General features: G+C 69.0%; 12 protein-coding genes. 5 read left to right on the top strand and 7 right to left on the bottom strand.

Annotated elements, in window-relative coordinates; genetic code table 11:
* Positions 1–44: 44 nt before the first annotated feature.
* Together AB2U09_RS19125 and fen are read right to left on the bottom strand one after the other, a co-directional pair.
* Positions 45–1223: a DUF7282 domain-containing protein gene (locus AB2U09_RS19125; protein ID WP_459194341.1), complete on the bottom strand. Its 1179-nt coding sequence runs from the start codon at positions 1221–1223 to the stop codon at positions 45–47.
* A gap of 233 nt (positions 1224–1456) precedes the next feature.
* Positions 1457–2437: a flap endonuclease-1 gene (gene fen / locus AB2U09_RS19120; protein WP_459194340.1), complete on the bottom strand. Its 981-nt coding sequence runs from the start codon at positions 2435–2437 to the stop codon at positions 1457–1459.
* 105 nt (positions 2438–2542) lie between these two features.
* Here fen and AB2U09_RS19115 point away from each other — a divergent pair, with 105 nt between their 5' ends.
* From AB2U09_RS19115 to AB2U09_RS19105, 3 genes are all read left to right on the top strand, one after another.
* Positions 2543–3331: a hypothetical protein gene (locus tag AB2U09_RS19115; RefSeq protein WP_459194339.1), complete on the top strand. Its 789-nt coding sequence runs from the start codon at positions 2543–2545 to the stop codon at positions 3329–3331.
* On the top strand, positions 3328–4656 hold the full coding sequence (locus AB2U09_RS19110) for a hypothetical protein (protein WP_459194338.1): 1329 nt from the start codon (positions 3328–3330) through the stop codon (positions 4654–4656). Before AB2U09_RS19115 ends, AB2U09_RS19110 begins: the two co-directional genes overlap by 4 nt.
* Positions 4657–4729: 73 nt before the next feature.
* Positions 4730–6094 (top strand): hypothetical protein, encoded by a 1365-nt coding sequence (locus tag AB2U09_RS19105; RefSeq protein ID WP_459194337.1) that lies wholly within the window; start codon positions 4730–4732, stop codon positions 6092–6094.
* Positions 6095–6127: 33 nt separating this feature from the next.
* Here AB2U09_RS19105 and AB2U09_RS19100 read toward each other — a convergent pair whose 3' ends face one another.
* The gene (locus tag AB2U09_RS19100) at positions 6128–6577 is read right to left on the bottom strand and encodes a TIGR00725 family protein (protein ID WP_459194336.1); all 450 of its coding nucleotides are present in this window, start codon (positions 6575–6577) and stop codon (positions 6128–6130) included.
* A gap of 106 nt (positions 6578–6683) precedes the next feature.
* On the opposite strand from AB2U09_RS19100, the gene AB2U09_RS19095 reads away from it, so the two are divergent.
* Complete coding sequence (locus tag AB2U09_RS19095; RefSeq protein WP_459194335.1) at positions 6684–7949, top strand: alkaline phosphatase family protein; 1266 nt, start codon at positions 6684–6686, stop codon at positions 7947–7949.
* 81 nt (positions 7950–8030) lie between these two features.
* Here AB2U09_RS19095 and phaC read toward each other — a convergent pair whose 3' ends face one another.
* The 4 genes from phaC to AB2U09_RS19075 are packed head-to-tail and all read right to left on the bottom strand — an operon-like array spanning position 8031 to position 10950.
* The gene (gene phaC / locus AB2U09_RS19090) at positions 8031–9515 is read right to left on the bottom strand and encodes a class III poly(R)-hydroxyalkanoic acid synthase subunit PhaC (protein WP_459194334.1); all 1485 of its coding nucleotides are present in this window, start codon (positions 9513–9515) and stop codon (positions 8031–8033) included.
* 1 nt (position 9516) lies between these two features.
* A complete protein-coding gene (locus AB2U09_RS19085) occupies positions 9517–10062 on the bottom strand; it encodes a poly(R)-hydroxyalkanoic acid synthase subunit PhaE (protein WP_459194333.1) in 546 nt (181 codons plus the stop codon).
* 37 nt (positions 10063–10099) lie between these two features.
* Positions 10100–10648 carry a hypothetical protein gene (locus tag AB2U09_RS19080; RefSeq protein WP_459194332.1) on the bottom strand — a complete coding sequence of 183 codons (549 nt, stop codon included), beginning with the start codon at positions 10646–10648 and terminating at the stop codon, positions 10100–10102.
* Between the two features lie 5 nt (positions 10649–10653).
* Positions 10654–10950: an AbrB/MazE/SpoVT family DNA-binding domain-containing protein gene (locus tag AB2U09_RS19075; protein ID WP_459194331.1), complete on the bottom strand. Its 297-nt coding sequence runs from the start codon at positions 10948–10950 to the stop codon at positions 10654–10656.
* A gap of 469 nt (positions 10951–11419) precedes the next feature.
* Here AB2U09_RS19075 and AB2U09_RS19070 point away from each other — a divergent pair, with 469 nt between their 5' ends.
* Positions 11420–11974, top strand: a complete 555-nt coding sequence (locus AB2U09_RS19070; protein ID WP_459195129.1) for a MaoC family dehydratase — start codon at positions 11420–11422, stop codon at positions 11972–11974.
* Positions 11975–12004: the final 30 nt, after the last annotated feature.

Genomic DNA, 12004 nt, shown 5'->3' with positions numbered 1-12004 from the left:
ACCGGTTCCGGGGTCGGTCGACAGCTAACTGCTCGGTTCCCCGTTCAGTACCCGTCGTCCGTGTCGGTCGGAGTGTCGTGGTCCGTCTCGGTCCCGTCGTCCGTCTCCGTTTCCGCGCCGACGCCGGTCTCCGTCTCGGTCCCGGCGTCGCTCTCGAGGTTGACGAGCCCGATGTCGACGACCGGTTCGCCGGCCTCCGTGTAGGGGCCGTCGTCGGCGCCCTCGCTGGTGACGAAGTCGTACTCCTCGTTGCCGTTGGTGTCCTCGTGGGGCATCGGAACGAGCGGCGGCGCCGGGAGTGCGACCTCGGTGATCTGGTCGGGGTCGTCGAGCGTCACCTCGACGTTCCGGTGTTTCCCCGCTTCGAGGTACTCCGAGACGCCGACGACGCTCTCGATGGCCTGGCCCTCCAGCAGGCGCGCGTCGTGGAGCGCGACGAACCCGCCGTCCGAGAGAACGACCTCGCCGACGACGACCGTGTCGTCGGAGACGTTCTGGTTGGCGAAGTCGACCGCCGCGAAGGGGGCCCCGTCCTCCGTCTCGGTGGTCTCGCCGGGTGTCTCCGTCTCCCCGCCCATCTCGGTCGGCGTTTCCGTCTCGGTCGAACCGTCGTCGGTCGCCGTCCCGCCTGCACCGTCGGGGACGACGTGGCCCAGGTCGACGACGGGCAGGCCCGCCTCCGTGAACGGGCCGTCTTCCTGGCCGTCGCTGGTCAGGAAGTTGTACTCCTCGTTGCCCGAGGTCTCGCGGTGGGGCATGGCCACGATCGGCGTCGTCTCCGTGAGTTCCGTCTCGTCGAAGTCCCCGCCGGGGACGTCGTACAGCGACGCTTCGGTCCGGTATTCGATGCCCGGTTCCTGGTAGTCGGTCACGCCGATGACGCTCCCGGCGACCTCCCCGTCGAGCAACGACGGGTCGTGGAACGCCACGTAGCCGGACTCCGAGAGCGTGTGCGAATCGACGACCACGTCCGTCCCGTTCGACTCCTGGTTGGAGAACTGGACCGAGGCGAAGGGCGTCTCCGTCTCGTCGTCGCTCCCGTCGTCGGTACCCGTGTGATCGGTCAGTGCCGCGGCTCCCTGGTCGCCGCCGTCGCTGTCGTTCCCGGCGACGACGGCACCGGTTCCGAGCGCGAGCGCACTCCCCGCGAGCGCGCCACTTTTCAGAACTGATCGTCGCGACGGTTCACCTGCGGCTCTCCGGTCGCTGTGTTCGTCTGTCATCGTATTGACTCCGACGACTCTTAGGAATTCGCACGGTTAAAGCCGGGAAACCGTTCGTTCCGTAAGCTAGAGATAGGCGATGGCGTCGATCGCCTACCGCAAGTAAGGACGCTCACTCGCCCGCCGGCGTCCGTCGGGTGACACGAATGGTAGCCCTCGGGCAGTATCACCGGCTTACCGGCCGGGTCGCGTCGGTATCCGTCCTCTTCGGTGAGCTCTCGGGCCGGCGTCGCTCAGGTCCAGCGATCGAGGCCGGTCTGGACGACCGACTGCTCGATGCGCTCGAAGCCGCGCTCGACCTCGTCGGGGTCGACTTCCCACTCCTCGCAGACGTACGCGCGTGCGGCCTCCATGTCCGGTTCGATGTCGCGCTCGAACTCGTAGTCGTCGGTGACGGCGGGGTTGAGGAAGAGGTCGCGGATGCGGTCGGCCTGGTCGACGTAGACGTCGCGAGCCTCGAAGACGCCCCAGATGTCACCGTGCTCGCGGACGGCTTTGACGGCGGTCTTCGGCCCGATGCCGGAGACGCCTTCGTTGAAGTCCGTGCCCATGAGAATGGCGGCGTCGACGAGTTGCTCCCACGTGAGGTCGTGGGTCTCCAGCGTCGCCTCGAAGTCCATCAGCTCGGGGTCGCCCTTGCTGGTGAGCTGGCGGAGCGTCAGCGGCGCCCCGAGCAGGAGCGCGTCGTAGTCCTCGGTGCCGACGTAGTCGACGGCGCCCTCGCGGGCCATGTGGGCGGCCTGGGCTTCCCCCTCCGCGGGCGACTCGACCACGGGCACGTCGAGGAGTTCGAGGAGTTCGCGGGTGGTCGTCAGGATGGTGTCGGTGAGCCGCTGGGTCTGCGATTCGAGGCGCGCGACCGCGACGGCGTCGCCCTCCTCGCGGGCCGTCTCCAGTTTCTCCTCGCGTTTCTCGCGCTCGGCCCGGCGCTGCTCGACCTCGTCGTCCTTCAGGTCGACGACCGACCCGTCGAAGACGAACACGGGAGTGATGTCGTGCTCGAAGAACTTCGGGAGGCCCTGAACGATACCGACGAGGTTGGCGACTTCGTCGCCGTCGGCGGTCGTGTAGATGTCGTCGTTCGTCCACCGGACCGTCGTCGTCAGGTACCGGTAGAGCCAGTTGTGGGCGTCGACGGCGACGACCGACCCCGCAAGATCGTCGAACGACACCTCCTCGAGGGCCGCCAGGTCGCGCAGATCAGCGTTTCCCATTGACCCCCGATACGGCCGAGACCGATTTGAATCCCCCGACACGCGGACTCTCCCGGGCGGCCCATCCACGAGATATATATTATTCCGGAGTGACACCTAATCCGGATGCCCCCATTCACGCGACGCCGCGCCCTCCAGACTGCCGTCGGTCTCGCGGCCGGGTTCGCCGGCTGTAACGACACCGGCGACAGCGACGGATCGCCGACGCCAGCGGCAGACCGCCACCCCGACGACCACGTCGCGCAGGACCCGGAGCACGTGACGCTCCGGGGGAGCGACTACGAACTCGGCGACCGTCTGGCCTGGTTCCTCGACCCAGACGACCGACCGACCGACGGCCGAACCGTCGAGCGCAGGGACCGGGTCACCCGCGGACTCGTCGCCGACCGCGCGACGGCCGAGACGCTCACTATCGACGATGCCGCCGTCGCAGAAACCGAGTTCTCCGACTCCGCCGAGGCGGTCCGTGAGTTCGTCGCCGAGACGGACTTCGACCGGGAGACGCTCTACCTCCACCACGAGCTGACCGACGAGTGCTACCGGCTCGTCCTGTGTTACGTCAGCTGGGCCGACCGCGAAGTCGAGATCAGCTACGGCCAGTTCCTCCGCGACCACGACGTGGCCTGCGAGGCCGACGCCCGCGACGGACAGGCAACGCTCGTCCGGATCCCGGCCGCCCTCGACCCGGAACAGTACGAACTCGGCGGGACCGGCGTCAGCAACGGGCACTGTTTCCCCTCGCCCGGCGATCGCGGGCGGCCGACGCCTCCCGTCACTGCCCCCGGAACCACGGCAGGCTCGGGACCCTCGGGTGACTCCGGCACCGAATCGAGTGCCGGAGGCGAAACGGGGACGCCGGCCGACGCGGCGTCCCGGGACGGGGGGACGCGATGAGCGACGAACCGCAGCCGGCCGACTCGCGCGTGACGCGGCGGGGTGCGCTCGCGCTCGGCGGCGCGACGCTGCTGGCGGGCTGTAGCATCCCGGGCAACCTGCTCGGCTCGAACCCCGTCGAACTCGACAGGGCCGCCCTCCTGGACGTCGTCTCCCGGAAAGGGCCGTCGGTCGCTCGGCCGTTCCCGGTCGCGGTCGCCGACTCGCACGTGACCGCGTCCCGGGAGCGAGCTCACGGGATGCTGGACGCCGTACCGCTTCCGCTGACCGAAGACGACATGCCGAACGGGGCGATGCGCGAGGAAGTCGCCGACCACGCGGAGGAGGCGCGAAGCAGCATTGCCGACGCGGTCGAGGCGACTGGCGACCGCGAGCGGCTCGAACTGCTCGCCGACGCCCGCGGCACGGCTCGCGTCGTCGAGGCGACGTGGGCGGTCGCGAACGACGAGTCGAGCGCGGCGGACGTGCGGTCGAACCGCCGGGCGACCCGCGAGGCGATCGACGCGTTCCGCGAGGACTGGACGTACGTCGGCGAGGACGCGGTCCGGGCGCTGCTCGTCCACGACCTCGTCGAGGAGTGGACCGCGAGCGCCCGCACCGACCTCGAACTCGACGACAGTCGCGCGGAGGTCGTCAACGCCCTCGTCGTCGGCGAGCGCGCGGGGTCCGTCGAGGAAGCCACCGCCACGCTCGCGGACGCCGACCACGTCGGGCAGCGGTTCCGGGATTCGCTATCGGACCCCCGGTCGCTGCGCTCGACGTTTACGGACGCCCGCGATTCGCTGGCGTCGACCGTCGACTCGCGGATGGCCGACCTCCCCGGCGAGGACGCCGACGTGAACTCGATGGTCGATGCGGACATCGAGGAGGCGGTCGCGGGCGAGGCGCTCGCGAACGTCCACAGCGACCTCCCCTACGAGGGCGACCGGTCGTCGGCCGACGGGCCGGCCGACAGCGTCGTCGAGACCGCCGAGGCGCTCGCCCGGATCGGCGCGTTCGAGCGGCTCCGCGATCGGATCGACGCCGGCGAGCACCGCACGGTCGAGTCGGCCGAGGACGTTCGGGCGATCCGCTCGGACGCGGAGACGGCCATCGAGGACGCGCTCGCCGAGAGCGCGGACGAGCGCCTGGCGCGAGCGATCATCGCCGGACCGGTCGGCTGGTTCGACTACGTCGGTCGGATCGTCGAGCGGTACACGAGCGGCGAGTCGGTCGAGCACTACAGGGTCGCCCGGGAGATCGCCACGTACGTCCAGATCGAGGCCATCGCGCTAGCGACGCCCGCCGCCGTCGACGAGGCGCTGGCCGCGCTTGGCGCGAAGTGACTCACGCCGGACCGCCCTCCGGCCCGTCCGTCGGCCACGAGATTTTTACCGCATCGCCTCACCGTTCTCGTCAATGGGCGGATTGACGCGGCGACGGCTGCTGGCGGTCGCGGGGGCGGCGGCGCTCGGGGGCTGTTCCGTCTTCGGTTCCAGCGAGGAGTCGGAGACGACGCCGCTGGATGCGACGGCGGTCAGAACTGCCGTCTCGGGACCGCTCCCCGACGTGACCAGACCGTTTCCCGTCCTCGTCGCCGCGTCGCACTTCGACGTCTCGCGGCGGACGGTCCGGTCGACGCTCGCCGAGGTTCCCGACCCGCTCCCGTCCGATGGGACGCTCGACGAGCAGACGCGGCCGCCGGTTCGACGCAGCGTCGAACACGCTCGCCAGAACCTGACAGCGGCCAATGAGGCCGAGACTATCTGGGAGCAACTCGTCAGTCTCCGGAACGCACACTACTCGGCCGAGCGCGCCGCGAGCACGTGGGCGTTCGCGACTGACGACCTCACCCGCGAGGCGATAGGATCGCGCGGGCGAACGCTCGAACGCACGGTCGACGCGTTCCGCGAGAACCACACCCTGCTCGGCGATCCCGAGGACCCCGTTCAGGCACTGCTCGTCCACGCGATCGTCGGGTCGCTCGTCGAAGGCGCGGCCAACGACGCCGCGGCCGAACGCGACGACTACGGGCCGGCGCCGGCGGCCACACCGACGACCGACGACGCCGAGGCCGAGCGGTTACCCGACGCGCTGGCCGTCGGACAGCGCGCCGGGGCGGTCGCGAGGGGTCAGGCGCGACTGGCCGACGCCGAACACGTCGCCGAGCGGTTCACGCGATCGCTGACCGACTCCCGATCGCTGGAGTCGGCGTTCGTCGACGCCCGGGAGTCGCTGACGACGACGCTTGACGGGCGGGTCGCGAACCTCCCGGGAACGGACGCCAACGACGCCGACGAACTGATCGAGGCCGACGCGAGCGGCGTCGGCCGAGGCGTCGAGTCCGCGCTCCGAACGCTGCACGCTCACGCCCACTACTTCGCCGACCGCGACGCGACGGCGGACCCGGTTTCGGACGTCCTCGCGCGCTACGAGGGGATCGCGATGGCCGGCGCATTCCAGTCGCTGCGCGACCGGGTCGCTGCCGAGGAATTACTCGCGGTCGACAGCGCCGCGGCCTTGCGCGAGCGGCGTTCGGCGGCCGTCACCGCCGTCGAGAACGCGCTCGAAACCAGCGCCGACCGCCGACTGGCGCGGGAACTGCTGGCGTCTCCGGTCGCGAAGATGGCGAGCACCGACGCGTCGCTCCGGGAGTGGGGCGACCCGACGCTCCAGCGGGCCGCCGTGAGCGACCGGGCCAGATACTACGTCCAGTTCGCCGCCTTCGCCCGAGCGGTCCCCGCCGCCGTCGACGAGGTGCTGGCCGCGCTGGGCACCGCCTGAGTTGCCGAAAGAGCACCAGTTCCGGCCTCCCCCTCATACGCGGCGCTCGACCGAATCGACCGCTTCGGCAGGCGTCTCGACGTGGTCGATCCCGGCGACGCCGTCGATGCGATGTGTGCCGAGGCCCGCCACGGGCTTGCCGAAATCGAGCGCGTGGCCGAGTTCCGAGAGCGTGCCCGTGCCGCCGTCGACCGCGATGACGGCGTCGCCGTTCATCGCGACGAGGACGTTCCGCGCGTTGCCCATCCCCGTCGCGATGGCGGTGTCGACGTACTCGTTCGCGTCCGCGCGGCGCTCGGTCGGGAGGATGCCGATAGTGTGGCCGCCGGCCTCGCTCGCGCCGCGACAGACCGCTTCCATGACGCCGCCGAGTCCCCCGCAGACGACCTCGTGGCCGTGTTCGGCGAGTTCGCGACCGAGCCGTTCGGCCGTCGTGGCTTGCTCGTCGGTGACCCGGCCGCCGCCGATGACGCTGACTCGCATACCGGTAGGTGACCCCGGCCCACCTAAATCGATCCGCCGTCACAGGTCCCGGAAGAATGTCACCCATCCAGAAAGCTTACTTAATCTAAATGTGTGTGACTAGCTAATGCTTCGTCACGGCGAGACCGCAGCCCTTCTCGAACGGCGGGCGCGAGACGGGCTCGTGGTCCCAGACTACGAGGGATACTGCTTCGCGAACGTGCCCGGGACGGCGGGGAACGTGCTCGACGCGGACGTCGGGCGAGGGCTCCCCGCGGACGCGCTGTCGGGCGTCGAGACAGCGGTGTCCCACGTGGTCGTGGCGGTGCTGGATAGCCTCGGCTGGCACCGATGGCGCCGCGACGCCGACGACCACCGGTTCCTGTCGCGTCTCGAGGAGCGCGGCGCGGTGACGCCGCTGACCTCCGTCGCGTCGGCGTCGACGACCCCCGCGATCACGAGCGTCCACACCGGGGCGACGCCGGCCGAACACGGCGTCCTCGGCTGTGACGCCGCGCTACCCGGCGCCGAAACCATCGTCCGGCCGTTCCAGCACGACGTCCGTCCTGACCTCGCCGAGGCGTCGACCGAACCACCGCTGGAGGTCGGCGACTACGTCGGCGTCGAGCCGGTGTACGCCCGGATGGAACAGGAGGGCATCGAGTCGCGCGTGATCCAGCCCGCCGAGACGCTGGACACCGAGTACGCGAACGCGGTCTTCCGCGGCGCGAGGCAAATCCCCTTCGACGACCCGTCGGACGGCGCACGGACGCTCCGGAACGCCCTCGCCGACGCTCGCGGCCCCTCCTACACCTACTGGTACACGCCGATACTCGACGATCTGACCCACGAGTACGGCCCGGACGCCGGCGCGTACCACGACGCGCTCGGACGGGTGACGCGGTACCTCTCACGGGCGCTCTACGATGGCGTCGGCGCCGAGACCGCGGAGGAGACGCTGTTGATCGTGACGGCCGACCACGGAGCGATCCCCCTCGATTCGGGAGCCGACGGGTACCTCCGGGTGCTCGATATCGACGGGGTCGAAGAGCGACTCCGCCGACGCGACGGCGAGCCGATGCCGCCGTTCGGCGACCCGCGCGCCTGCCACCTCGCGGTCGAACCCGGCGAAGTGAGCGCCGTCGTCGAGGCTATCGAATCGGCCGGTGCGACGGCCATCACCCGCGAACGCGCTCGGACGCTGGAGCTGTTCGGGCCGGCCGACGCGCCGGGCTGGGAGCGCTGTGGCGACGTGATCGTCACCGACGACGACCGGGCACTGGGCTACCCGAGCATGGAGAAAGTCGCCGACTTCGCGGGCATCCACGGCGGGTTCACGCCCCGCGAGATGGGCGTCCCCTTCGCCGCGGCCCGGCTGTCGGCGCTGCAGTGACTCGCGGCCGGAATTGACGTCGATCCCATCGAGTGGGCGTCCGTCAAAGGCGGCGAAAAGCGAAACCGAGAGTGAGCGGCGCTACTCGACCTGTTCGAACCAGTCTTCGACGCGGGCCACGGGCGCGCCCGTGATGTCGGCGACTTCGGCAGGTTCGCTGGCGAGCAGGTCGGCGACGGTGGCGATACCGGCCTCGCGCAAGCGGTCGGCGTACGTCGGACCGATGCCGGCGACGGTGTCCACCTCGGGACTGTCGGGTTCGTCCTCGGCCGTCGTCTCGGCGACGGTCTCTTCCTCGGCGGCGGGGCCCTGTTCGGACGCGTCCTCCTCGGCGGCTTCCTCCGCCGCGGTCACGTCGTCGGGTTCGGCCGCGTCGGCGGCGGCCTGACCCTCCTCGGCGACGGCCTCGACTTCCGCACCTACGTCGACGCCCTCGACGTCGGCGACCTCCGAGCGCTCGGCGTACCACTCACAGACCTCGGGCCAGACCTCCTCGTGCGACGAGGAAGACACGGAGAGGCCGATGTGGCCGGTCGAGTACTCGATAGTGGTCACGTCGTCGGAGCCGACGACCTCGTTGAACGGCTTCGAGGCGTCGGCCGGGATGAGGTGGTCGTACTCGCCCATGATCTGCAGGACGGGCATGTCGATGTTCTCGACGTTCACGTGCGTGCCGTCGAGGTACATCTCGTTGTTGTAGAGCTTGTTGTCCTGGTAGAGGTCGCGCAGGAACTGGTCGTAGGCCTCCCCGGCGACGTCGATGCCCTCGGAGAGCCACCGCTCCATGCGGCCGAAGTTCTCGACGAAGTCCTCGTTCTCGAGGTTCTCGTAGAAGCGGACGTACTTCGAGACGTAGTTGTCGACCGGGTCCATCAGCGCGAAGCCCACGTCGAGGAACTCCGCGGGGACGTTGCCGAACGTCTCCGTCACGTCCTCGGGGTCGTAGTACTCGTCGGAGCCCCACTGCTCGAGGACCCCGCCGGTTCCCTCGAAGCACAGCCCCGCGGCCATCAGGCCGAGGGCGTTGACCTTCTCGGGGTGGAGCGCGGCGTACATGGCCGACATCGTGCCGCCCATGCAGTAGCCGAGGATGTTGATCTTGTCCTGCCCGGATCGCTCGCGGACCTCGTCGACGCAGTTCTCGATGTAGCGGTTGACGTAGTCGTCGAGCGTGAGGTACTGGTCCATCCGCGAGGGCTCGTTCCAGTCGATGAGGTAGACGTCGTGGCCCGCCTCGAGCAGGCGGCGGACGACCGACCGCTCGGGCTGCAGGTCGAGGATGTACGGCTTGTTGATCAGCGCGTAGACGATGAGGATCGGCACGTCGTGGGTCTGCTCCGGTTCGATGCCGGCCTCCTCGGGCTTGTAGTGGAGCAGTTCGAGCTTGTTCTCCTCGTAGACGACCTCGCTGGGCGTCTGGCCGACGTCGACGCTCTGGACTGTCGCCAGCGCCTCGGGGAGGTCGGCGTTGCTCTCGGTCGCCTGCGTCATCGTCTCCAGCGCGGTGCGCTGGGCGTCGAGCGCCATCGAGATGGGGTTGAACGGATCGGCGCGTTCGCTGGCCATCTTACTCCTCCAGGTGGTCGATGATCCGATCGAGCTTCTGTTCGACGGCGTGCTGGCGTCGTTCGAGTTCGACGAGTCGCTCGCCGACCTCGTCCACGTCGTCGCGGGTGGGGAAGCCGAGCTGGGCGATGGTCTCCTGGCTCACGTCGTCGGCCTCGCGGCGCATCTCCATCATGCGCTCGACGAGCTGGCCGTTGGCGGCCGCGAAGGCGCTGGTCGACATGACCTCCTTGAACGCCTCGTTGGCCGACTGCAGCCAGATGTCCCGGTACTCGGAGGGCTCGACGTCATCGCCTTGGGCGGCGTCGGTGGTCCGCTCGAACATCTGCTCGGCGGCGTCCATCCACACCTCGTAGGCGCGGTTGTAGCCCTGGATGCCCTCGGCCATCGCCTCTTCCTCGGGGACCGAGTCCTCGACGGCCTCGGCCCACGACTCGACGAACGCGGCCTGGGCCTTCATGTTCTGTTCGAGGGAGTCGGCGACCGCGTCGTTCATCTCCTCGACCATCTCCGTCCACTGCTCCTGCATCTCGTTAGTGTTGCTCATGGGTGTATGTCGTGTGCACTGAAAGAAAAAACCGGTTCTACGCCTCGACGGCCTGGGCGGCGCGCTCCTGGACGTCGCTGACCTGCTCCTGCAGGTCCTCGACCTGGTCCTGGAGCGTCTCCAGCTGCTCGCCCCACTGCTCGGCGACGTCGATGGACTGCGATTCGAGCTCCTCGTGGGCCTCGACCAGCAGCTTGACCTGCTCGTCGAACGCCTCGACGTAGTCGGCGGTCAGCTCGTCGTAGGCGTCGGCGCCCTGCTCGTACTCGTCGGCGACGGTCTCGAAGACCTCCGCGTGGTTCTCGAGCAGGAAGTCGTACTGCTCGTCGACGGCCGCGCGGACCTCGTCGACGGTGCCGGCCGCGCCGGGCATCGAGGACTCGACGACGTCGAGGTAGCTGTGGGCCAGCGTCTGGGACAGCTCGACGCCGCGGCGCTGGGCCGAGCGCTGGCTGTCGAAGCTGTCGACGACGGCCTCGTTGACCGTCCGCTGGAAGTCGATGGTCTGCTCCAGCGCCTTCTGGCTCTGCTCGATCGTGGTGCGCTGCATCTCGAACGCCGTGGTGATGGGGGTGGTGTAGGCCATGGGTATCACTCTCGGTTCCGCTTGACCGGGATGACGACGGTCTGGACGATGTCGCCCTCTTCGATGTCCAGCGCCTCGCGCTCGGCGTCGGGGATCGAGATCCGACCGCCCGACTGCACGCGCGTCTTGAACGTCGCCGTCTGGCTCATCGCGCCGAGCTGGTTCATGTCCAGCCCGCCCGCACCGGCCTGCATCATCTGGTTGAGAAACTCCTGCTGGGTCTCGATCGCCTGCTCGCTCATCTCCTGCATCCCGCTGAACATCGCCGGCGGCCACGTCGAACCGTCGTTCTCGTCGGTCATCGGTCGACAGTACGTACTTCCCTCGAATACATAAGAGTTGCGCTGAATACCACTCAATACCATTCTATACCATTCAATGGATCGTCGTCGTCTCGACGACGTCGACCGGTCGCTATCCAGCCCGAGACGCGAGCAGCCACGTAGCACCGAATCGAGGTGGCGCTAGTTCGGTGGGAACAGCCGGACGCGCTGCTGCGGGAGTGCAGTCGACGAGGCGGTAATGGCGCGTTACCGCCGACCGGCAGTCACCGGCGAGCGAGGTAGGGACCGGATTTTCTCTCGCGGCCTCGCTCGGTGATAGTAAGCCCCACGTATCCCGCATAGACGCCGTAGAGACGCTTTCTGGGACGAATATACGGGATCACGGACCACTACGTTTTAATAGCGCCAAACCCAAAAGCGGGTATCGATGAGTTCTGAACCGCACCGGAACGCGCTGCTTGACACGTGGGCGGAGACGTCCTCGCACATGTTCAACAGCGTGGTCGCGGCCAATCGGGCGGCGTTCGCGGCGTTCGGCGTCTCGCCTTCCTCGGAAGAGGACGGGGTAGCGGCCGTCGACCGGATCGAGGCCGACGAGGACCTGCCCGAGTGGCACGTCGAGCTGACGGAGCACGACCGCGGCAACCTCGGCGTCGGCGACCGCGTCGAGTTCACCAAGACCATCTCCGACCGAGACGTCAAGTCCTTCGCCGCCGCGAGCGGCGACACCAACCCGCTGCACCTCGACGACGAGTTCGCCAGCAAGACGCGCTTCCGGGGCCGCATCGCCCACGGGACGCTCGTCGGCGGCCTCATCAGCGCCGGCCTCGCCCGCCTGCCGGGCCTGACGATCTACCTCTCTCAGGATCTCGAATTCCACAACCCCGTCCGGCTGGGCGACCGCCTCACCGCCGAGTGCGAGATCGTCGAGGACCTGGGCGACGACCAGTACCGCCTGACCACCCGCGTGGTCGACGACGGCGAGACCATCATCGACGGCGAGGCCGTCGTCCTCGTCGACGAACTCCCCGACGACGACTGAGACCCTGCTGTCGACGTTCGATCTGCATTC

This window comes from Halosimplex yunnanense, from assembly GCF_054504345.1.
This window is presented reverse-complemented; position numbering and strand designations above follow the sequence as displayed.

What these genes read in the sequence shown, in the direction of transcription:
- AB2U09_RS19095 (WP_459194335.1), top strand. Translation starts at nt 6,684, where the DNA reads ATGCTTCGTCACGGCGAGACCGCAGCCCTTCTCGAACGGCGGGCGCGA.
- AB2U09_RS19105 (WP_459194337.1), top strand. Translation starts at nt 4,730, where the DNA reads ATGGGCGGATTGACGCGGCGACGGCTGCTGGCGGTCGCGGGGGCGGCG.
- AB2U09_RS19070 (WP_459195129.1), top strand. Translation starts at nt 11,420, where the DNA reads ATGTTCAACAGCGTGGTCGCGGCCAATCGGGCGGCGTTCGCGGCGTTC.
- AB2U09_RS19115 (WP_459194339.1), top strand. Translation starts at nt 2,543, where the DNA reads ATGCCCCCATTCACGCGACGCCGCGCCCTCCAGACTGCCGTCGGTCTC.
- AB2U09_RS19075 (WP_459194331.1), bottom strand. Translation starts at nt 10,950, where the DNA reads ATGACCGACGAGAACGACGGTTCGACGTGGCCGCCGGCGATGTTCAGC.
- AB2U09_RS19100 (WP_459194336.1), bottom strand. Translation starts at nt 6,577, where the DNA reads ATGCGAGTCAGCGTCATCGGCGGCGGCCGGGTCACCGACGAGCAAGCC.
- AB2U09_RS19125 (WP_459194341.1), bottom strand. Translation starts at nt 1,223, where the DNA reads ATGACAGACGAACACAGCGACCGGAGAGCCGCAGGTGAACCGTCGCGA.
- phaC (WP_459194334.1), bottom strand. Translation starts at nt 9,515, where the DNA reads ATGGCCAGCGAACGCGCCGATCCGTTCAACCCCATCTCGATGGCGCTC.
- AB2U09_RS19080 (WP_459194332.1), bottom strand. Translation starts at nt 10,648, where the DNA reads ATGGCCTACACCACCCCCATCACCACGGCGTTCGAGATGCAGCGCACC.
- AB2U09_RS19085 (WP_459194333.1), bottom strand. Translation starts at nt 10,062, where the DNA reads ATGAGCAACACTAACGAGATGCAGGAGCAGTGGACGGAGATGGTCGAG.
- AB2U09_RS19110 (WP_459194338.1), top strand. Translation starts at nt 3,328, where the DNA reads ATGAGCGACGAACCGCAGCCGGCCGACTCGCGCGTGACGCGGCGGGGT.
- fen (WP_459194340.1), bottom strand. Translation starts at nt 2,437, where the DNA reads ATGGGAAACGCTGATCTGCGCGACCTGGCGGCCCTCGAGGAGGTGTCG.